The 20,653-nt window shown below is 73.4% G+C and carries 16 protein-coding genes; 12 read left to right on the forward strand and 4 right to left on the reverse strand.

The genetic code is table 11. From position 1 onward, the window contains the following. The first annotated feature begins 118 nt into the window (after positions 1 to 118). The 6 genes from P2H44_RS20695 to P2H44_RS20720 all read left to right on the forward strand — a co-directional run bounded on the left by P2H44_RS20695 (position 119) and on the right by P2H44_RS20720 (position 9,079). A complete protein-coding gene (locus P2H44_RS20695; RefSeq protein ID WP_275766674.1) occupies positions 119 to 1,966 on the forward strand; it encodes a putative nucleotidyltransferase substrate binding domain-containing protein in 1,848 nt (615 codons plus the stop codon). 34 nt (positions 1,967 to 2,000) lie between these two features. Continuing rightward, positions 2,001 to 2,570: a hypothetical protein gene (locus tag P2H44_RS20700; RefSeq protein WP_275766676.1), complete on the forward strand. Its 570-nt coding sequence runs from the start codon at positions 2,001 to 2,003 to the stop codon at positions 2,568 to 2,570. Continuing rightward, positions 2,563 to 2,934: a response regulator transcription factor gene (locus tag P2H44_RS20705; RefSeq protein WP_275766678.1), complete on the forward strand. Its 372-nt coding sequence runs from the start codon at positions 2,563 to 2,565 to the stop codon at positions 2,932 to 2,934. Before P2H44_RS20700 ends, P2H44_RS20705 begins: the two co-directional genes overlap by 8 nt. Before the next feature lie 4 nt (positions 2,935 to 2,938). Beyond that, positions 2,939 to 5,137, forward strand: coding sequence for a 3'-5' exonuclease (locus tag P2H44_RS20710; protein ID WP_275766680.1), 2,199 nt, complete (start codon positions 2,939 to 2,941; stop codon positions 5,135 to 5,137). Positions 5,138 to 5,515: 378 nt separating this feature from the next. Continuing rightward, complete coding sequence (gene yghU, locus P2H44_RS20715) at positions 5,516 to 6,391, forward strand: glutathione-dependent disulfide-bond oxidoreductase (RefSeq protein ID WP_275766682.1); 876 nt, start codon at positions 5,516 to 5,518, stop codon at positions 6,389 to 6,391. Between the two features lie 120 nt (positions 6,392 to 6,511). After that, complete coding sequence (locus P2H44_RS20720) at positions 6,512 to 9,079, forward strand: putative bifunctional diguanylate cyclase/phosphodiesterase (protein WP_275766683.1); 2,568 nt, start codon at positions 6,512 to 6,514, stop codon at positions 9,077 to 9,079. A 10-nt stretch (positions 9,080 to 9,089) separates the two neighbouring features. On the opposite strand, the gene arsJ is transcribed toward P2H44_RS20720, so the two are convergent. From arsJ to P2H44_RS20740, 4 genes are all read right to left on the reverse strand, one after another. Continuing rightward, complete coding sequence (gene arsJ, locus P2H44_RS20725; protein WP_275766684.1) at positions 9,090 to 10,370, reverse strand: organoarsenical effux MFS transporter ArsJ; 1,281 nt, start codon at positions 10,368 to 10,370, stop codon at positions 9,090 to 9,092. 2 nt (positions 10,371 to 10,372) lie between these two features. After that, a complete protein-coding gene (locus P2H44_RS20730; RefSeq protein WP_275766686.1) occupies positions 10,373 to 11,383 on the reverse strand; it encodes an ArsJ-associated glyceraldehyde-3-phosphate dehydrogenase in 1,011 nt (336 codons plus the stop codon). A gap of 41 nt (positions 11,384 to 11,424) precedes the next feature. Beyond that, on the reverse strand, positions 11,425 to 12,282 hold the full coding sequence (locus tag P2H44_RS20735) for a metalloregulator ArsR/SmtB family transcription factor (protein WP_275766688.1): 858 nt from the start codon (positions 12,280 to 12,282) through the stop codon (positions 11,425 to 11,427). A 115-nt stretch (positions 12,283 to 12,397) separates the two neighbouring features. Continuing rightward, positions 12,398 to 13,207, reverse strand: a complete 810-nt coding sequence (locus P2H44_RS20740) for a GntR family transcriptional regulator (RefSeq protein WP_275766690.1) — start codon at positions 13,205 to 13,207, stop codon at positions 12,398 to 12,400. 606 nt (positions 13,208 to 13,813) lie between these two features. On the opposite strand from P2H44_RS20740, the gene P2H44_RS20745 reads away from it, so the two are divergent. The 6 genes from P2H44_RS20745 (at position 13,814) to P2H44_RS20770 (ending at position 20,640) form a co-directional block, all read left to right on the forward strand. Then, positions 13,814 to 14,923 (forward strand): C4-dicarboxylate TRAP transporter substrate-binding protein, encoded by a 1,110-nt coding sequence (locus P2H44_RS20745; RefSeq protein WP_275766692.1) that lies wholly within the window; start codon positions 13,814 to 13,816, stop codon positions 14,921 to 14,923. An 84-nt stretch (positions 14,924 to 15,007) separates the two neighbouring features. Then, on the forward strand, positions 15,008 to 16,123 hold the full coding sequence (locus P2H44_RS20750) for a C4-dicarboxylate TRAP transporter substrate-binding protein (protein ID WP_275766695.1): 1,116 nt from the start codon (positions 15,008 to 15,010) through the stop codon (positions 16,121 to 16,123). 95 nt (positions 16,124 to 16,218) lie between these two features. Then, complete coding sequence (locus P2H44_RS20755) at positions 16,219 to 16,785, forward strand: TRAP transporter small permease (protein WP_275766697.1); 567 nt, start codon at positions 16,219 to 16,221, stop codon at positions 16,783 to 16,785. A 10-nt stretch (positions 16,786 to 16,795) separates the two neighbouring features. After that, positions 16,796 to 18,106: a TRAP transporter large permease gene (locus P2H44_RS20760; protein WP_275766699.1), complete on the forward strand. Its 1,311-nt coding sequence runs from the start codon at positions 16,796 to 16,798 to the stop codon at positions 18,104 to 18,106. Positions 18,107 to 18,291: 185 nt separating this feature from the next. Beyond that, positions 18,292 to 19,362: a tartrate dehydrogenase gene (locus P2H44_RS20765; protein ID WP_275766702.1), complete on the forward strand. Its 1,071-nt coding sequence runs from the start codon at positions 18,292 to 18,294 to the stop codon at positions 19,360 to 19,362. A gap of 3 nt (positions 19,363 to 19,365) precedes the next feature. Beyond that, a complete protein-coding gene (locus P2H44_RS20770; protein WP_275766704.1) occupies positions 19,366 to 20,640 on the forward strand; it encodes a glycerate kinase type-2 family protein in 1,275 nt (424 codons plus the stop codon). The last annotated feature ends 13 nt before the right edge of the window (positions 20,641 to 20,653 follow it).

Below are 20,653 nucleotides of genomic sequence, written 5' to 3' on the forward strand. Positions count from 1 at the left end.
ACAGGTCCGGGGGCGCGCAGGCCGCGCCCCCGGACGCCCCTTCGAAGAATTCCCGCCGCCCCCTCCCCCGCCCTCCGGGCCTGGGACCTGGGCGCCGCCGCAGCGGAGCGAGGACGCGATGAGCGAACAGACGCCGACCGGACAGGAGGCCCCGCAGGGCCGGCTCGTCGACCGGCTGGCGCGGTTCGCCCCGTTCGACCTGCTGCCCCCCGACCGCCTGGTCGAGCTCGACCGCGACCTGCGCCTGCGCGGCCTGCGCCCCGGCGAGGACCTGTTCCTCGAAGGGCAGCCGCTGGACGGGCTCTACGTGATCCTCTCGGGCGAGATCGAGGTCTACGCCCGCGGCGGCGAGGTCGTCTCCCACCGCGGCGAGGGCGAGGCGATGGGCGAGCGCGGGCTGCTGCGCGACGGCCGCGCCATGCTGAGCGCGCGCGCCGAGACCGAGGCCGAGCTGCTGCTGCTGCCCGCCCGCGCCTTCCTGCGCCTGATGGACGCCGAGCCGGCGGTGGCGCGCTGGTTCGGCCGCTCGCTGGCGCCCGAGCCGGGGGCGATGGACGACGGCCCCTACGCCGCCGGGCTGACCGCGCTCCAGGTCCGCGACCTGATGGCGAGCACGCCCCTGACCGCCCCGCCCGAGGCGACCGCGGCCGAGGTCGCGCGGATCATGCGCGGGGCGCGGGTCAGCTCGGTGCTGGTGATGGAGGGGGCGCGGCTCGCAGGCATCGTCACCGTCCACGACCTCTCCGACAAGGTGCTGGCCGAGGGGCTGGGGGGCGAGGTTCCGGTGGGCCGGATCATGACCCCCGACCCGGTGACCATCGACCCCGAGGCCACCGGCCTCGACGCCATGGTCGCGATGGCCGGGCGCGCCTTCAACCACCTGCCGGTGGTCGAGCGCTCGGGCCGGGTGGCGGGGATGATCGCGCGCACCGACCTGTTCCGCCGCCAGGCCGCCGCCGCCAGCCACATGGCCGGAGAGCTGGTCGACGCCCCCGACGCCGAGGCCATGGCCGAGGTGTTCGAACGCCTGCCCGAGCTTCTGGGCGTGCTGGTCGCCGCCGGCGCGCGGCCCGCCGCGATCTGCCGGCGGATCACCGACCTCGCCGACGCCGCCACCCGGCGCCTGCTGCAGCTCGCCGAGGCGCGGCTGGGGCCGCCGCCGGTCCCTTACCTCTGGGCCGCCTGCGGCAGCCAGGGGCGGCGGGAGCAGACCGGCGTCTCGGACCAGGACAACTGCCTGATCCTCGACGACGCCGCCACGCCCGCCCACGACGCCTATTTCCAGGCGCTGGCGAGCTTCGTCTCGGACGGGCTGAACCGGGCGGGCTTCGTCTACTGCCCCGGCGAGATGATGGCCACGAGCGACCGCTGGCGCCAGCCGCGGCGGGTCTGGCGGAGCTATTTCGCCCAGTGGATCCGCGAGCCCGACGACATGGCCCAGATGCTCGCCTCGGTGATGTTCGACCTGCGGCCCGTCGCGGGGGAGATGTCGCTGTTCGCCGACCTGCACGCCGAGACGCTGGCGATGGCGCGGGCGAACACGATCTTCGTGCGCCACATGATCGGCAACGCGCTGAAGCACGCGCCGCCGCTGACCCTGTTCCGGGGCCTGTCGGTGATCCGCTCGGGCGCGCATCGCAACACGCTCGACCTCAAGATCGCGGGCGTGGTGCCGATCGTGGACCTGGCGCGGATCTACGCCCTGCGCGGCGGGATCGAGGCGGTGAACACGCGCGAGCGGATCGTCGCCGCCCGGGACCTGGGCGTGATATCGAGGGCGGGCGCCCATGACCTGCTGGACGCCTACGACCTGATCGCCGAGACGCGGCTCCGCCACCAGGCGGCGCAGATCGCCCGCGGGGCCGCGCCCGACAACTACCTCGCGCCCGACGGTCTGTCGGACCTCGAGCGCAGCCACCTGCGCGACGCGTTCCTGGTGGTGAAGACGATGCAGTCCGCCCTGTGAGGGGGCGGGCCGGCGACGGAAGGGAGGCCGGGCCATGTTTCTGGAGCTGATCGCGACCATCGTCGCGGGCGTGGGGGCGGCGGGGCTCGTCCTGCTGCTCAACCGTACGCTGGGCGGGCGCCTGCCGCGCTGGGCCGCGCCGCTGGCGGCGGGGGCCGCGATGATCGCCGCGACCGTGTGGTCGGAATACGACTGGGCCGGGCGCACCGTCGCCGCGCTCCCCGAAGGGCTGGTGGTGGTCGAGGAGGTGCAGGAGACCGCCTGGTATCGCCCCTGGACCTACGTGGTCCCGCTGACCACGCGGCTCGCGGCGCTGGACGTGGCGCGGCTGCGCTCGCATCCCGACGCGCCGGGGGTGAAGCTGGGGGAGGTTTACCTTTTCGGCCGCTGGCGCCCCGCCGGCCGCGCGCCGCAGCTGATCCGCTGCGCGCCCGCCGCGCGCGCCGAGGTGACCGACGCCGCCCTCTCCGATCCCGCCGCCGCCGCCTGGCGCCCGGTCGATCCCGCCGACCCGATGGTCGCCGCCGCCTGCGCGGCGCCGCAGACGGAGACCGGGAAGGGCGCGGCGCGCGGCGCGGGCGCGGAGGCCGCCTCCGATGCCTGAGAAGTCGGTCCTGCTGGTCGAGGACGAGGCGAACATCGCCCTCGCCCTCAAGTTCCTGATCGGGCGCGAGGGCTTCGGCCTGCGCCATGTCTGCGACGGCGACGCGGCGCTGGCGGCGCTGGAGGCCGACCGGCCCGACCTCGTGGTGCTCGACGTGATGCTGCCGGGCCCCTCGGGCTACGAGATCTGCCAGCACATCCGCGAGGATGCGCGCCTGCGCGACGTGAAGGTGCTGGTGATGACCGCGGGCGGCGGCGAGGTGGAGCGGCGCAAGGCCTGCGCGCTGGGCGCCGACGCCTTCCTGCGCAAACCCTTCGACACCCGCGAGCTGACCGCCACGATCCGCTCGCTGCTGACGGACTGAGGGGATGGGCCCGCTCCCGGCCGACCCTCGCCCCACCTCCGGCGCGGATCCCGCGACGGCCGCGGGCGCAGGCGCCGCGCCCTCCGCCGGCGCCCACGTCGAGAGCCCGGCGCCCGGGGTCTCCCGCGCGCCTGTCGAAGAGAGTTCGGCGCCGCCCCCGGAACGCCTCGGCCTGCGGCTGCGCTTCGCGCTGTTCTTCGCGGCCCTCGCGCTGGGCGGCGCGGCCTGCATCGCGGGGGCGCTGTGGTTCGGCCATCTCCACTCCGGCGGGCCGGTCGAGGGCTACGTCACCGCCGGCCTCGCCGCGGGCTTCGCGCTGGCGGGGCTCTGCGCCTGGGTGGCGCTGCTCTTCGACGAGAACGTGGCCCGCCCGATCCTGGGGCTCGCCGCCGACCTGCACGACCGCGCCCAGTCGGACGTGAGCGCGCGCATCGACGTGGCCCCCGCCCGCCACCTCGGCGCGATCGCCCCCGCCGCCCAGGCGATCCACGCCGCGCTGGAGGAGGCCCGCGAGAGCCAGGAGCGCGCGGTGGCCGAGCGCACCGCCCGCATGGCCCGCGACGCCGCCCTGTTCGAGGGGCTGGTGCGCGACCTCGCCGAGGCGGTGGTGGTCGCCTCTCCCGACGGGCGGATCATGCTCTACAATCAGGCCGCCGCCGTGCTGCTGGGGCCGCTGGGCCTGGGTCGGCCGCTGGCGCGGTTCCTGGACCCCGGGCCGCTGGCGGCGGCGGCCGACCGCTCGGACCGGCGCCGGGCGCGGGGCGAGGCGGGGACCGAGAGCTTCCTGACCGCGGCCGGCGAGGGGGAGGGCGCGCGGCTCCTCTCCGGCGCCGTGTCGGCGGTGACGGCGGAGGGGGCGCTGGTGGGCCGGGTGCTGCTGTTCCGCGACGCGACCGAGGATCTGCGGGCCCATGGCGCGCTGGAGACGCTGATGCGCGACACGCTCGAGGCGATGCGCCGCCCGGCCGCCGCGCTGGGGGCCGCGCTCGACGCGCTGGGAGCCGAGCCCGAGCCCTCGCCCGACGAGCGCGCCGCCTTCGCCGCGGCGATGCGCGAGGAGGTGGCGCGGCTGACGGCGGGGATCGAGCGGGCGGCGGCCTCGCGGGCGCAGGTCTCCGACGGGCGCTGGCCGATCCGGGACATCGCCGCCCAGGACATGATCGACGCGCTCGCCGCCGGGGCGGGCGGCGCGCTGACGGCCGGGCGCAGCGCGGCGCGGCTGCGCTGCGACGGCTACGCGATGACCCGCATCCTCGCCCGCGCGGTCGAGGCGCTGCGCGAGGATCCCGGTCGCCGCGACTTCGCCGTGGCGACGGAGGCGGGAGGCGAGGGAACGGCTGGCGAGGGGGCGGAGGCGCGCGTCTCGCTCGTCCTCTCGTGGCGCGGGCCGGCCCTGTCGCAGGGCGTGGTCGAGGGCTGGATGGGCGCGCCCATCGCCCCCGCCTACGGCCCCTGGACGGTGCGCGACGCGCTGGAGCGGCACGGCGCCGACCTCTGGGTCGAGGGGGGGACCCGCCTGGTCCTGCCCCTGCCCGCCGCCGGCGCCCCCGCCCCCGCCGCCGCTGCGGAGGCGTCGGACTTCTACGAGTTCGACCTGCCCCGCCCCGGCGGCGCCGAGGCCGCGCGGCCGCTGAGCGAGCTCGCCTTCGTGGTCTTCGACACCGAGACCACCGGGCTCGACGCGCAGACCGACGCGGTGGTGCAGATCGCGGGCGTGCGCATGGTCGGCGGACGCGTGCTGCGGGGCGAGAGCTTCGACGCGCTGGTCGACCCCGGCCGGCCGATCCCCGCGGGCGCGGCGCGCATCCACGGCATCGACGACGCCCGCGTGGCCGGCGCCCCCGCCCTGCCCGAGGTCGCCGAGGCGTTCCGCGCCTTCTGCGAGGGCGCGGTCCTCGTGGCCCACAACGCCCCGTTCGACATGGCCTTCCTGCGCCGGCTGGAGGCGGCGGGCGGCCCGCGGTTCGACAACCCGGTCCTGTGCAGCGCGCGCCTCTCGCAGCGGCTGCACGCGCATACCGGCGCCCACACGCTCGACGACCTCGCCGCCCGCTTCGGCGTCGAGATCCCGGCGGAGCTGCGCCACACCGCGCTGGGCGACGCCGCCGCGACGGCCGAGGTGTTCCGGCGGATGCTGCCCCTGCTCGCGGCCCGCCGGGTGCGCACGCTGGGCGAGGCGCTGGCGCTTCAGGGCCCGGTCTGAGGCGCGCGGGCCGCAGCCCCCGCCAAGGTCGGAGGCGCCGCGTCGGCCGTCGCGCAAGGCCCCGCGCCCGGCCCGCGGCGCAGGGCCGGCGCCGGTCCCGGCCCCACCGTCTCCCCCCGCGGCCGTCGCGCCGGGCGCCTCCGTCCGCCGCGCGCCGCGGGCGGAGGCGACGGGCCGGGCGCGACGCTCGACGCGGCGCCTCCGCAGGGGGGAGCCACGCGGCCCCGGGGCGCGCCCGGCGCTCCTGCCTGCCGCCGGCAGGCGCCTCGCGGTGGACAATGGCGCGCGGCTGGGCGAGGTCTTGTGCGCCTCGACCCCGTCGGGTCGGGACGACGCCCCCCGCGCCGGCGCCGCCGGCGACCCTGCGAGAGACGCGACATGCCCCAAGATTACACGCCCCCCAAGGTCTGGACCTGGAACAAGGAGAGCGGCGGCCGGTTCGCCTCGATCAACCGCCCCATCGCCGGCGCCACCCATGAGAAGGACCTGCCGGTCGGCGAGCATCCCTTCCAGCTCTACTCGCTGGCCACGCCCAACGGCGTGAAGGTCACCGTGATGTTCGAGGAGCTGCTGGCCGCCGGCCATTCGGGCGCCGAGTACGACGCCTGGCCGATCCGCATCGGCGACGGGGACCAGTTCTCCTCCGGCTTCGTCTCGATCAACCCCAACTCGAAGATCCCCGCCCTGCTCGACCGCTCGGGGCCCGAGCCGATCCGGGTCTTCGAGTCCGCCGCCATCCTGGTGCACCTGGCCGAGAAGTTCGGCGCCTTCATCGCCACCGAGCCGGCGGCGCGGGCCGAGATGTTCTCCTGGCTGTTCTGGCAGATGGGCTCGGCCCCCTATCTCGGCGGCGGCTTCGGCCATTTCTACGCCTATGCGCCCGAGAAGTGGGAATACCCCATCGACCGCTTCGCGATGGAGGTGAAGCGCCAGCTCGACGTGCTGGACCGCCGCCTGGCCGAGAGCGAGTACATCGCCGGCCCCGACTACACCATCGCCGACATGGCGATCTGGCCGTGGTACGGGCAGCTCCAGCAGGGCAAGCTCTACGAGGCGGGCGAGTTCCTGGACGTGGGCTCCTACAAGAACGTGGCCCGCTGGTCGGACGCGATCGACGCCCGCCCCGCCGTGAAGCGCGGCAAGAAGGTCAACCGCCTGACCGGCCACCCCGCCGGCCAGCTGCACGAGCGTCACGACGCCTCGGACTTCGATCTGCGCACCCAGGACAAGATCGGCGAGCCCGACAAGGGCTGAGCCGCCCGGGTCCGGCGCCGACCCCGCGCGCCCCGCTTCGGCGGGGCGCGCGCCGTTAAGCCGATTATCACGATCCCCGGTTAGCTCCCCTCGCGGGGGCCATCGCCGAGGGTCGAGAGGATGCAGGACGTCGCCGGGCTGTTCGAGCTGCTGCTGGGGGGCGCCGGTCTGCCGGCCGCGCTGACCCGCACCGACGGGGCGGTGCTGGCGGCCAACGCCGCCTTCGCCCGCCGTCTGGGCCGACCGGAGGCGTGGCGCCCGGACGGCCTGCTCCACGATCTCGCCGCCCCCGATCTCGCCGATCGCCTCCAGGCCGCCGTCGCCCGCGCCGCCGCCGCGCCGGGGCGCGAGCTGCGGGTGGAGGGCGAGTTCGATCATGGCGAATACGGGCGCCTGCGCCTCGCCTGCCATCTCTCGGCTGTGCTGGTCGAGGGGCGATGCGCCGGCGTCCTCCACCGCCTGCGGCTCGTCGCGCATGCGCCGTCCACGGACGGGGAGGAGGCGGCGGGCACACGCGCCCCCGGCGCGCCGCCGGCGTTCGACCGGCACGGGATGCTCGAGACGCTGGTCGAGGGGGCGCCGGTCGCGCTGTTCCAGTACCGCGCCGATCCCGACGGGCGGGCCAGCGTGCCGCTGTTCAACGCCTCGACCCTCGACCTCTTCGGCGTCTCGGCCGAGACGCTGGAGCGCGACGGCGGCGCGGTCTTCACCCATGTGCCGGCCGACGACCTGAAGATGATGGCCGACGTCATCGCGCACACCAGCCGCACGCTGCAGACCGGAACCCTGCGCTACCGGATCGCCCATCCCACCCGCGGCCTGCGCCACGTGATCGGGGAGGGGAGGCCCATGCGCCTGCCCGACGGCGGGGTGATCTGGCACTGCGTCGCCTTCGACGTCACCCGCGAACAGGAGGCGGAGTTGCGCGCCAGGGAAAGCGACGCGGCGCTGGCGCTGGCCAACCAGCGGCTGGCGCGCATCGCGCTGGTGGCGCCGGTGGGCCTCTACGAATTCCGCAGCGCGCCGGACGGGAGCTGGAGCTTCCCCTACCTCAGCCCCCCAATGAAGGAGCTGCTGGGCGTCGAGGACGCGCGCGAGTCGCTCGAGGCGTCGGCCGTCTTCGACCTGATCGTGCCGGGCGACGTGCCGGACCTCGCCGCCAGCATCGAGCGCAGCGGCCGCACGGGGGAGCGGTGGACCCGACGGATGCGCGTCCGCCACCCCCAGCGCGGGCTGATCTGGGTGCGCGCGGAATCCCTGCCCCAGGCCGACCCCGACGGCGGCGTCACCTGGACCGGGGCGATCTACGACGTCAGCGAGGACGTGCGCCGGGAGGCCGAGCTGGCCGAGGCCCACGCCCGCGCCGACGCCATGCGCGCCGAGAACGAGCGCCAGGCCCTGCAGGACGGGCTGACCGGCCTGCCCAACCGTCGCGCCTACGACCGCGCCTTCGCCGAGCGCATCGCCCGGGCCCGAGACGGCTCGGGCGCGACCGAGGCGATCCTGGTGCGGCTCGACCTCGACCACTTCAAGGCGGTGAACGACACGCTGGGCCATGCCGCCGGCGACCGGGTGCTGCTCCAGGTGGCGCAGATCCTGCGCCAGGGGCTGCGCGGAGGGGACTTCGCGGCCCGCATCGGGGGGGACGAGTTCTCGATCCTGCTCGCCCCCGACGCCACGCCCGAACTGGCCGAGCGCATCGTCGAGCGCATCCAGGCGGGGCTGGCCGAGCCGCTGATGCACGATGGCCGGCCCTGCCGCTTCGGGGCGAGCTTCGGCCTCGCCCATACCGAGGAGCTGGGCGAGGTGGGGGCGGAGCTGCAGGTCTTCGCCGACGCCGCGCTCTACCGCGCGAAGGAGAGCGGGCGCAGCCGGCTGGAGCTGTTCACGCCCGAGCTGCACCGCGGCATCCTCGCCGACCGGCGCATGGCGATGGAGCTTCAGGACGCGCTGGAGCGGGACGAGTTCGTGCCCTTCTTCCAGCCCCAGGTGCGCGCGCGGGACCGCAGCCTCTACGGCGCCGAGGTGCTGCTGCGCTGGCGGCATCCGCGCGACGGGCTGCTGGCGCCGCCGGCCTTCCTGCGCCTGGCCGACCAGCTGCGCCTGTCGCCGAGCATCGACCGCCGGGTGATGGAGCGCACGCAGGAGGTGCTGGCGGCGTGGGCCGAGGCCGGCTTCGTGCCGCCCCGCCTGAGCTTCAATATGAGCGCGGGGCGCATCCGCGACCCCGACGTGGTCGAGACCGCGCGCCGGATCGCCGACGGCCCCACCCGCATCGCCATGGAGCTTCTGGAATCGACGCTGGTGGAGGAGGAGGGCGACGTCTTCCGCTTCAACCTCGACAAGCTGCGCGAGGCGGGGATCGCCATCGAGATCGACGACTTCGGCTCCGGCCACGCCTCGATCGTGGGGCTGACGCAGATGGCGCCGGACGTGCTGAAGATCGACCGCCGCCTGGTGGCGCCGGCGGCGGAGGACCGACGCTCCCGCCGGCTGGTGCAGGCGATCCTCGAGATCGCGCGCACCCTGGGCATCTCGACCATCGCCGAGGGGATCGAGAGCGAGGCCCACGCCCGGGCGCTGGCGGAGCTGGGCTGCGACGTGCTGCAGGGCTACCACTTCGGCGCGCCGATGGAGGCGGACGCGTTCCTCGCCTTCGCGCAGGACTGGGTGGCGCGGGTGGCCTGAGGGCGCGCCCTCAGCCCGCCGGCGCCGCGCGCGCGCGACGATCGAGCCGCCCGGCCGCCGCCCAGCTCGCCGCCGCCATCGCCCCCGCGACGGCGAGGCAGGCCGGTAGCCCGCCCGCCTGGTAGGCGAGGCCCGACAGCAGCGTGCCGACCAGCCGTCCGGCGGCGTTGGCCATGTAGTAGAAGCCCACGTCCATCGTCACCCGTTCGGCCGAGGAGAAGGCGAGGATCAGGTAGGAATGCAGCGAGGAGTTCAGCGCGAAGACCCCGCCGAAGACCATCAGCCCGACGATCAGCGTGGCCGTCAGCCAGTCCGCCGGCGCCCCCGCCGCCCAGGCCGCCGCCGCGAGCGCGAGCGGGATCAGCGTCAGCACGCCCGCCCACAGCCGCGCGAGGCCCACGGTCTGCGCCAGGCTCTTGTCCCGCGCGCGCAGGAGGCGGGGGGCGAAGGCCTGCACCGCGCCGTAGCCGATGATCCACAGCGCCATGAAGGTCCCGACCTGGAAGAAGGCGGCGCGGTCGCCGGCCTCGGTCCCGTCGGAAAACACGGCCTGGAAGTAGATCGGGATGCCGACCACGAACCACACGTCCCGCGCGCCGAAAAGGAACAGGCGCGCCGCCGACAGCAGGTTCACGTCCCGGCTCTTGGAGAAGACCTCGGCGAACTTCGCGCCCTTGCGCCCGCGCGGCAGGCCCGCGGGCATCAGCAGGGCGACGGCTGCGAGCACCGCGGCCAGCACCGCGGCCATGCCCAGCACCGCCGCCTGGAACCCCGCGCCGGCGAGCAGCGCCGCGCCGAGCAGGAAGCCCAGCCCCTTCACCGCGTTCTTCGACCCGGTCAGCGCCGCCACCCAGCGGAACAGCCCCCCGTCCCCGGCCGGGGCCAGAAGCTTCACCGCGCTCTTGGCGCTCATTTTCGCGAGGTCCTTGGCCACGCCCGAGGCGCCCTGCACGACCATCACGAAGACGACCGAGACCGCCAGCGTCCAGCCCGCGTCCACCTGCGCCAGCGCGACCAGCGCCGCGATCTGCAGCGCAAGCCCGGCGTAGAGCGTCGAGGTCAGCCCGAAGCGCGCCGCGATCCACCCCGCGCAGAGGTTGGTGACCATACCCGCCACCTCGTAGAGCAGGAACAGCCAGGCGAGCTGGATCGGCGAGAAGCCCAGCACGTGGAAATGCAGCAGCACCAGCATCCGCAGCGCGCCGTCGGTCAGCATGAAGGCCCAGTAGGCCGCGGTGACGGCGGCGTAGGCCGCGAGCGGCCGCTCGGGCGCGCCTGCGGGGGCGGACATGCTCAGAGCCCCTCCGCCGCCAGGCGCAGCACGTCCACCAGCCGGCAGGCGTAGCCCCATTCGTTGTCGTACCAGGCGTAGATCTTCGCCTGGGTGCCGTTGACCACCATCGTGGACGGCGCGTCGATCACCGCCGAGCGGGGCTCGTTCACGTAGTCCGCCGAGACCAGCGGCCGCGTCTCGACGCCGAGGATTCCGGCGAGGGGGCCGGCCTCGGCCGCGGCGAAGAGGGCGTTGATCTCCTCGGCCGAGGTGGCGCGCTCCATCTCGAAGACGCAGTCGGTGAGCGAGGCGTTCAGCAGCGGCACGCGCACCGCATGGCCGTTCAGGCGGCCCTTCAGCTCCGGATAGATCATGGTGATCGCGGTGGCCGAGCCGGTGGTGGTCGGGATCAGGCTGTTGAGCGCCGAGCGGGCGCGCCGCAGGTCCTTCGCCGGCCGGTCCACGATCGTCTGGGTGTTGGTCACGTCGTGCAGCGTGGTGATCGAGCCGTGGGAGATGCCGATCGCCTCGTGCAGCACCTTCACCACCGGGGCGAGGCAGTTCGTCGTGCAGCTCGCGGCCGTGACCAGATGATGCTTGGCCGGATTGTAGAGGTTGTGGTTCACCCCGTAGACGATGTTCAGCGCCGGCGCCTCCTTGATCGGGGCCGAGACCACCACCTTGCGCACCCCGGCGTCGTAGTAGGGCTGCACCTTCGCGGGCGTCTTGAAGACGCCGGTGCAGTCGAGCACAAGGTCGACGCCGAGCTCCCTGAGGGGCAGATCCTCGATCCGCCGCACGCAGGTCATCGCCATGCGGGTCCCGCGCAGGGTGAGGCTCCCGGCGTCATGCTCGGCCTGCGCGTCCCAGCGGCCGTGGACGGTGTCGAACTCCATCAGGTGCGCGTGCTGGGCGGGGTCGCCGGCGGCGTCGTTCAGCAGCACGATCTCTCCGGGCAGGCCCTGGTCGAAGGCCGCGCGCAGGGCGAGCTTTCCCATTCGGCCGAGACCGTTGACGGCGATGCGGGGCATGAGGTCTCCAGATCTGGAAGCGAGGGCGCGGGGAGGCGAGGTCAGGCCGCGGGCTGGGCGCGCGCGTCGCGCGCGATGGCGTCGAGCCGGGCCTGGAGGGAGACGCGGTCGAGCGACTCGAGCGGCAGCGACGCGAAGGCGGAGATGCGCCGCTGCAGGCTGCGGTAGGCGTCGAGGAAGGCGAGGCCCTTCTCGGCCTCCGTCCCCTCCACCGCCACCGGGTCGGGCAGGCCCCAGTGGGCCGAGATCGGCTGGCCGGCCCAGGGGGGGCATTCCTCGTTCGCGGCCTGATCGCAGACGGTGAACACGAAATCGAGCCGCGGCGCGTCGGGCCCCTGGAACTCGGCCACGTTCTTCGCGCGCAGGCCGGAGACGTCGTGGCCCAGCTCCCGCAGGACGGCGACGGCGTGGGGGTTCAGCTCGGAATAGGGCTTCGTGCCGGCTGAGAAGGCCCGGAAGCGCCCGGCGCCCTCGGCCGCCAGGATCGCCTCGGCGAAGATCGAACGGGCCGAGTTGCCGGTGCAGATGAACAGCACGTTGAAGCGACGGTCGGTCATGACGGAGCCTCCGACAGGCCGGGCGGCGCGGGCCGCCAGCGGCAGGCACAGCTCGGGCCGCCCGCGGCAGCAATCCGAGACGAGGAAGTCGACCAGCCCGCCGGTGCGGGCGAGGTCGATGCTGTAGAAGACCGACTTGCCCCGCCGCTCGGACGTCACCAGCCCGGCCCGGGCCAGCGCCATCACGTTCACCGAGAGCGTGTTGGGCTTCATGCCCAGCGCTTCGGCGATCTCGGAGGGGCGCACCCCGTCGGGCGCGCGCCGGGCGAGGAGACGGAACACCGCCAGCCGGCCGGGATGGCCGAGGGCGGCGAAGGCGTCGACATGCAGATCGAATTCCATGATACATGGATGCATGAATTGTTGATTCGACGCAAGACCAAGCCGCCCGCGCGCCGCGGGGGCGCGCGGGCGGTTCGGAGGTCGCGCGGGAAACGCCGGCCGCGGGCCGGCGGGCCTAGTCGGCCGGCGCGGCGTAGCGGCGATAGCCGCGGGCCCAGCGGCCTGCGTCGGCGCGCATCGCCTCGCGCGCGGCGTCGGGATCGCCGGCGCGCAGGGCGGACAGAAGGTCGAGGTGCGGGCCGGGGCGCCAGCGCGGGGCGCGGGCGTCGATCGAGTGCCACAGGAGCGGGCCGGAGCGCACCCACAGCCCCTCGATCAGCTCGGCCAGGATCGGCGAGCCGCCCAGCCGGCCGGCGGCGAGGTGGAAGCGGGTGTTCAGGCGCACCGCCTCGGGGATGTCTCCGGCGGCATGGCGGGCGACCAGATCGGCGTTGATCGCCTCGAGCGCGTCGATCTCGGCCGGCGTGGCCAGCAGCGCGGCCTGGGCGGCGGCGCGGCCCTCCAGGTCCTCGCGCAGGACCGCGATCTCGTCGACCTGCCCGGCCACGAGCACCGGGACCGAGGCCGCGCCGCGGGCGTCGATGGTCAGCGCCCGCTCCCCCGCCAGGCGCAGCATCGCCTCGCGCATCGGGGTGACCGAGATGCCGAAGCGGCGCGACATCGGGCGCAGCGGCAGGGGCGCGCCGGGTTTCAGTCGCCCCTCGGTCAGGGCGGCGCGCAGGGCGCGGTAGGCGGCCTCGGACAGGTTCTCGCGCGTCAGCGGGCGGGCCCAGTCGGCCTCCGGCCGGGCCCCGCCGGGGCCGAGCGGCCCGCGGGGCGGCGCGGCCTGGGCGTCGTCGCGCGCGCTTGCGGCGCCCGGGGTCTTGGCGTTATCCCGCGCAGGCGCGGCGGCGCCGGCGCGAGGTCTCGTGCGGGGCCGGCGCATGGCGCGGGTCCCCTCCGCCGGATCGACGGCGTTGCTTGCAGGCGGCGGAATGCTCCGACCCTCCTCCCTGTTGCGGGCGCGTCGGCGGATTGCTCCCGGTCGCCTCCCGCGGCCGGGGCCGCTCTGGCCCGGGATCGCCATCATTCCAAGCTTTACGCCGGTCGGGAAGCCCCCTCTCGACACGCGCCAAGCGACGCTGCAATACCGCGGTGCGACGTTTCCATTTCGCCGCCAGGGTTGACATACGCGCAGGTATGGTCCCCATGTTATAACAAATGACGCCTCCATCCCGTAAAACTTCGGGCAAGGTGGAATCAGGCGCGCGACGGGGTCGGTCCGGTTCCTCGGACCACGTCGGGAGTGGAGGAAGGATGCCCCTGCACCTAGGGTTCGCAGCGCCCTGCGCGCTCGTCCCGAGCGTCGATCGCTCGGCCGCGGCCGCGCCTGCGCGGACCGGCGCGCGCCCCTTCCCGACCTGCGGCGTCGCCGCGTCCGGACCCGTCCTTTCAGACTGACCCGTCCGGGCGCCCCGCGCCCGGCCCGACACGACCCGAGCGCGCCCCCTCCCGGGCCGCGCCGCTTCCTCACGGAGCCTCAGGAGGACCCATGATCCGCACTGCAACCGCGTCGGCCCTCGCCCTCGCCCTGGCCGCCGTCTCGGCCCCCGCCGCCGGCGCCGCCGAGATCTCCTACGCCCACTACATCTCGTCCGTGCACGTGGTGAACACCCAGGGCATCACCCCCTATTTCGAGCGCGTCACCGAGAAGACCGGCGGCGAGCTGACCTTCGAGACCTTCTGGGGCGGCGCCATGGGCGGCCCGAAGGAGCTGCTGGGCGCGATCGAGACCGGCGTGATCGACTCCGGCGGCGTGGTCGACGTCTACCTCAAGACCGCCCTGCCCTACTCGAACCTGCTGTCGAGCCTGTTCGTCGTCGCCGACGACGTGAAGGTCTACGGCGCGGCGATCAACGAGTTCCAGCTGCTGCACTGCCCGGGCTGCCTGAAGGACTACGAGAACAACGACGTGGTGCCGCTGGCCTGGTACCCGACCTCGCCGTACCTGCTGATGTGCACCTCCGACGTGCGCACGCTGGACGACCTGGCGGGCAAGAAGGTGCGCGCCACCTCGCGCATGGGCGTGCTGATGCAGAACATGGGCGCCACGCCCGTGTCGATCACCTCGGCCGAGATGTACGAGGCGATGCAGCGCGGCCAGGCCGACTGCTCGGTCGGCGCGGCCGCCTGGCTGACCGGCTACAACATCAAGGACTTCGTGAAGACGATCATCCAGGACCCGCTGGGCGCCTACATCGGCTCGGGCCTGATGAACATGAACGTCTACACCTGGGAGGACCTGACCGAGGCGCAGCGCCAGGTGATGATCGACGAGCTGCCCCAGCTCGTGGCCGACACCACCTGGGCCTATCTCGAGGAGGCGGACTCCGCCACCCAGCTGACCGTCGATGAGAACGGCGCCCAGTACGTCCCGGCCGCCGACGACTTCCGCGCCCGCCTGCTGGAGCTGCGCGAGGCCGAGTGGGACGCCGCCATCGCCCAGGGCGAGGCCGACGGCGTCGAGGACGCCCGCGCCGTCGTCGACAGCTTCCGCCAGACCGTCGAGAAGTGGCGCGGCATCGTCGCCGAGACCGGCGACGACAAGGCGGCCTACGCCGCCGCGCTCGACGCCGAGATCTTCTCGAAGCTGAAGCCCTGATCCCGTTTCCGCGCCGCCGGCGGGAGGCCTCGGCGGCGCGGATCCAACCCCAAACCCCGCATGAATCCCGAGGGAGGACATTTCATGAAATTCGCGATCGGCGCCCTGATGAGCGGCGCGGCGACCCTGACCCTGGCGGCCGCTTCGGCCCAGGCCGACGAATACACCTACGGCTCGTTCCTGCAGCCGACCGCGATCACCATGCGCGACGGCCAGATCCCGTTCTTCGAGCGGGTCAAGGAGAAGACCGGCGGCGAGGTCGAGTTCGAGGCGTTCTGGGGCGGCTCGATGGGCGGCCCGAAGGAGCTGCTGGGCGCGATCGACGACGCGGTGCTCGACTCCGGCCTGATCGTGGACGTCTACACGAAGAAGGCGCTGCCGCACTCCTCGACCATCTCCTCGGCCTTCATCCTGGCCGACGACAGCCTCGCCTGGGGCGCCGCGGTCAACGAGTGGCACCTGCTGGGCTGCGACGGCTGCATGGAAGAGTTCGCGGACAACGGCCAGATCGGCCTCGCGTGGTACTCGACCACCCCCTACGTCCTGCAGTGCACCTCGCCGGTCTCCACGCTGGCGGACCTGAAGGGCAAGAAGGTGCGCTCGGTCTCGCGCCTGGCGGACCTGATGTCGGCGATGGGCGCGGTGCCGGTGTCGGTGACCGTGGCCGAGATGTACGAGGCGATGCAGCGCGGCCAGGTGGACTGCGCCCTGGGCTCGCCGAACTACCTCAACACCTATAACATCAAGGACTTCGTCACCTCGATCATCGAGACGCCGATCGGCGGCTACGTGTCGACGCTGACCCTGTCGGTCAACCTCGACAGCTGGGATGCGATGGGCGAGAAGAACCGCCAGATCATCATCGACGAGATCCCCCAGCTGCTGGCCGACATCAAGTGGGCCGCCTTCGAGGACGACGCCAACGGCATCGCCGAGACAAAGGAGAAGGGCGGCCAGGTCGTGCAGCCCGACCAGGCCTTCCTCGACAAGCTCGAGGAGCTGCGCGCCACCGAGTGGGAGGCCGTGATCGCCCAGGCGAAGGAAGACGGCGTCGAGGACGCCGAGGAGACCGTCGCCTCGTTCCGCAAGATCCTCGAGAAGTGGCAGGGCATCGTCGCCGACATCAAGCACGACGAGGCCGGCAAGAAGACCTTCGAAGAGGCGCTGCGCCGCGAGATCTTCTCCAAGGTCCAGCCCTGACCGGTTCGATCGAGACCCGGACCCCGGCCTGACGGCCGGGGTCCTCCCCCTGTTCTCCACCCTTCCCTGCGACCCCTTTCCCCTTCGAGGTCCGAATGAAAATCCTTGAAAGGATCGCGGCCTTCGGCGCCGGCCTGACGGCCTGGCTCGCCGGCGCCGTGATGCTTCTGATGATGCTCCAGATCACCCTGGACGTGCTGTTCAAGTACCTGCTGAACTGGCCGATCCCGATGACGCTGGAGACCGTGGCGACCTACTACATGGTGGCGCTGGTGTTCCTGCCGCTGGGCCAGGTCACCCGGAAGGAGGAGCATCTCGAGGTCGAGCTGTTCACCCAGAACCTCGGGCCCCGCGCGCTGGCCTGGGTCAAGCTGTTCGGCTGCCTGATCGGCCTGGCCTACGTGGGCATCCTGTTCGGCGAGGCCATCGACGAGGCGATGAAGATGACCCGCCGCGGCGAGGTCTGGGAGACCGCGACCATGGACCTGCAGGTCTGGCCGACGCGGTGGTTCCTGCCGGTGGGCTGCGGGCTGATGCTGTTCTGGCTGGCGCTGCATGCGATCGACTCGATCTACATGGCGCTGACCGGCAAGCACGCGCTCATGGAGCACGAGCACGGCGGCCCCGCCTCCGATCCCGACCACATCACCCTCGCCGACTGAGGAGCGCGACATGGACAGTCTTATGATCGGCGGCCTCGGGGTCGGCGCGATCCTCGTTCTGCTGGCGCTTCGCGTGCCGATCGCCTTTTCGCTGGGCTCGGTGTCGTTCCTGGGGATCATGTTCCTGCGCAACGAGCGCGCGGCCCTGGGCATCCTGGGCTCCCTGCCCCACGACTTCGCCGCGAGCTGGGAGTTGTCGGCCGTGCCGATGTTCCTGCTGATGGGCGCGGCGGCCTACCAGACGGGCCTGACCTCCTCGCTCTACACCGCCGCGCGGCTGTGGCTGAACGAGCTTCCGGGCGGCCTCGCGGTCGCGACCAACTTCACCGCGGCGGGCTTCGCGGCGGCCTCGGGCTCGTCCGTGGCGACCTCGGCGGCCGTGGGGCGTCTGGCGATCCCCGAGATGCTGAAGTTCGGCTACGACAAGGCGCTGGCGACCGGCACCGTGGCGGCCTCGGGCACGCTGGGGGCGCTGATCCCGCCCTCGATCGCCTTCGTGATCTACGGCTGGTTCACCGAGCAGTCGGTGGGCTCGCTCCTGATCGCGGGCATCATCCCGGGCCTGATGACCGCGGGCCTCTACACGGTGATGATCGTGGGCCGCTGCATGGTGACCCCCTCGCTCGCCCCGCGCGTGGCGATCAAGGTGACGATGGGCGAGAAGCTGGCGGCGCTGGGCAAGGTCTGGCCGATGCCGCTGCTGGTGCTGGGCGTCGTGGGCGCGATCTACTCGGGCCTCGCCACGCCGACCGAGGCGGGCGCCCTGGGCGCGACGCTGGCCTTCCTGATCGGCGGCCTGCAGGGCCGGCTGACGAAGAAGGTGATCGCGGACAGCGTGGGCGATGCGATGCGCACCACCTCGTCGCTGTTCTTCCTCGCGATCGGCGCGGTGATGCTGACCCGGTTCCTGGCGCTCGCCGGCGTTCCGACCTTCATCGCCGACACGGTGGCGGCGCTGCAGCTGGGGCCGGTGGCGCTGGTGATGGCGCTGGCGGTGATCTACCTGATCCTGGGCATGTTCCTGGACCCGATCGGCGTCATGCTGCTGACCCTGCCGGTGTTCCTGCCCGCGTTCCACGCGCTGGACATGGACCTGATCTGGATCGGCGTGATCGTGGTGAAGATGATCGAGGTCGGCCTGCTGACCCCGCCCGTGGGCCTGAACGTCTACGTGGTGAAGGGGGTTGCGGGCGACTCGGTGGGCCTCGCGACCGTCTTCAAGGGCGTCGCCTGGTTTCTGGCCTGCGAGCTGGTGATCATGATCCTGCTGATCTCCTTCCCGGCCCTGTCGACCTGGCTGCCGAGCCTGATGGCGCACTGAGCGCGCCATCGACGCAAGACGACCGGGGGCCGGCGCCGCGAGCGCCGGCCCTTTTTCGTGGCCCCGTCTCGGGCGGGGCGGATTTTCGACGCCCCCGCTGGACGGCGCCCCATGGCTCTGCGCATCCTGCCGCCCGTCCGGCCGCCCTTTCCCGACGCGGCCGGCGCGGAGAAGGAGCGCACCCCATGGACAACCGTCTGAAGATCGCCGTCATCCCCGGCGACGGCATCGGCAAGGAGGTGGTCCCCGAGGGCCTGCGCGTGCTCGAGGCCGTGGCCGGCCGCCATGGCATCGACTTCAATTTCCAGGAGCACGACTTCGCCTCCTGCGACCATTACGCAAAGCACGGGCAGATGATGCCCGACGACTGGAAGGACCGGCTCTCGGGCGCCGACGCCCTGTTCTTCGGCGCCGTCGGCTGGCCCGACACGGTGCCCGACCACATCTCGCTGTGGGGCTCGCTGCTGAAGTTCCGGCGCGAGTACGACCAGTACATCAACCTGCGCCCCGCCCGCCTGATGCCCGGCGTGCCCGCGCCGCTCGCCGGCCGCGGCCCCGGCGACATCGACATGTGGATCGTGCGCGAGAACACGGAAGGCGAATACTCCTCCGTCGGCGGGCGCATGTTCGAGGGCACGGACCGCGAGATCGTCATGCAGGAGACGGTGATGACCCGTCACGGGGTCGACCGGGTCCTGCGCTACGCCTTCGAGCTGGCGAACCGCCGCCCGCGCCGCAAGCTGACCTCGGCCACCAAGTCGAACGGCATCGCCATCACCATGCCCTGGTGGGATGAGCGGGTGGCGGCGATGGCCGCGAACTACCCGGATGTGGACGTGGACAAGCAGCACATCGACATCCTGTGCGCGCGCTTCGTCCTCCAGCCGGACCGCTTCGACGTGGTCGTCGCCTCGAACCTCTTCGGCGACATCCTCTCGGACCTCGGGCCCGCCTGCACCGGGACCATCGGCATCGCCCCCTCGGGCAACATCAACCCGGAGGGCGCGTTCCCTTCGCTGTTCGAGCCGGTGCACGGCTCGGCCCCCGACATCGCCGGCCAGGGCATCGCGAACCCGGTGGGCCAGATCTGGGCGGGGGCGATGATGCTCGAGCACCTGGGCCACGCCGAGGCCGCCGCCGAGATCGTCACGGCGATCGAACGCGTGCTGGCCGAGCCGAAGCTGCGCACCCGCGACCTGGGCGGCTCGGCCGACACGCAGACCTGCGGCAAGGCCATCGCCGATGCGCTGGGCTGAGCGATGAGGGAGGCCGAGGCCCGCGCCCTGCTGCGCGCGATGTTCGACGCGGCCGTGGCCGCCGCCGACCCCGCGCAGGTGCTGGCACGTTACCTGCCGGAGAAGCCGAAGGGCCGCTGCCTCGTGGTCGGCGCCGGCAAGTCCGCCGCCGCCATGGCCCGCGCGGTCGAGGCGGCGTGGCCGGACGTGGACCTCTCGGGCGTGGTGGTCACCCGCTACGGCCACGCGGTCCCGACCGAGCGGATCGCGGTGCGCGAGGCCTCCCACCCCACCCCCGACGCCGCCGGCGAGGCGGCGGCGCGGGAGATCCTGGAGGTCGCGGCCTCCGCCGGGCCCGAGGACCTGGTGCTGGCGCTGATCTCCGGCGGCGGCTCGGCGCTGATGACGCTGCCGAGGGAGCCGCTGACGCTCGACGAGAAGATCGCGGTCAACAAGCTGCTGCTGAAGTCCGGGCTCGCCATCGACGACATGAACCGGGTGCGCCGCAGGCTGAGCCGGGTGAAGGGCGGCGGGCTGGCCCGCGCGGCGGGCGAGGCGCGGCTGGTGACGCTCGCGATCTCCGACGTGCCGGGCGACGACCCGGAGGCCATCGCCTCGGGCCCCACGGTCCCCGATCCCTCGGCCGCCGAGGACCTCTCGCGCCTGATCGAACGGCTCGGCCCCGACCTGCCCGACGCGGCCCGCCGGCTGCTGGAGGCGCCGGCCGATCCGCAGCCGGACTTCACCCCCGACTACCGTCTGATCGCCACGCCCCAGGCCTCGCTGGAGGCGGCGGCGGAGGTGGCGCGCAAGGCGGGCGTCGCGCCGGTCCTGCTGGGCGACGCGCTGGAGGGGGAGGCGCGGGAGGCCGGAACCCTGATGGCCGGCATCGCGCGGGCGGTCGCCGATCATGGGACCCCTGCCCCGGCGCCCGCCGTCCTGCTCTCGGGCGGCGAGACGACGGTGACCATCGGCAAGGAGCCCCCCGGCCGCGGCGGGCGCAACACCGAGTTCCTGCTGGCGCTCGCCGTGGCGCTTCACGGCCGCCCCGGCATCCACGCGCTGGCCGGCGACACCGACGGCATCGACGGGACCGAGGATGCGGCCGGAGCGGTCGTCGGCCCCGACACGCTCGCCCGCGCGCGCGAGGCCGGGCTGGACCCGCGCAAGGTCCTGTCGGGGCACGACAGCTATTCGCTGTTCGACGCGCTGGGGGACCTGGTGAAAACCGGGCCGACGCTGACCAACGTCAACGATTTCCGCGCGGTGCTGGTGCTGCCCGAGGCCGGGAAGGACTGAGGCCCCGGGCCAG

It is taken from the genome of Albimonas marina, from assembly GCF_029223255.1.
GTDB lineage: Bacteria > Pseudomonadota > Alphaproteobacteria > Rhodobacterales > Rhodobacteraceae > Albimonas.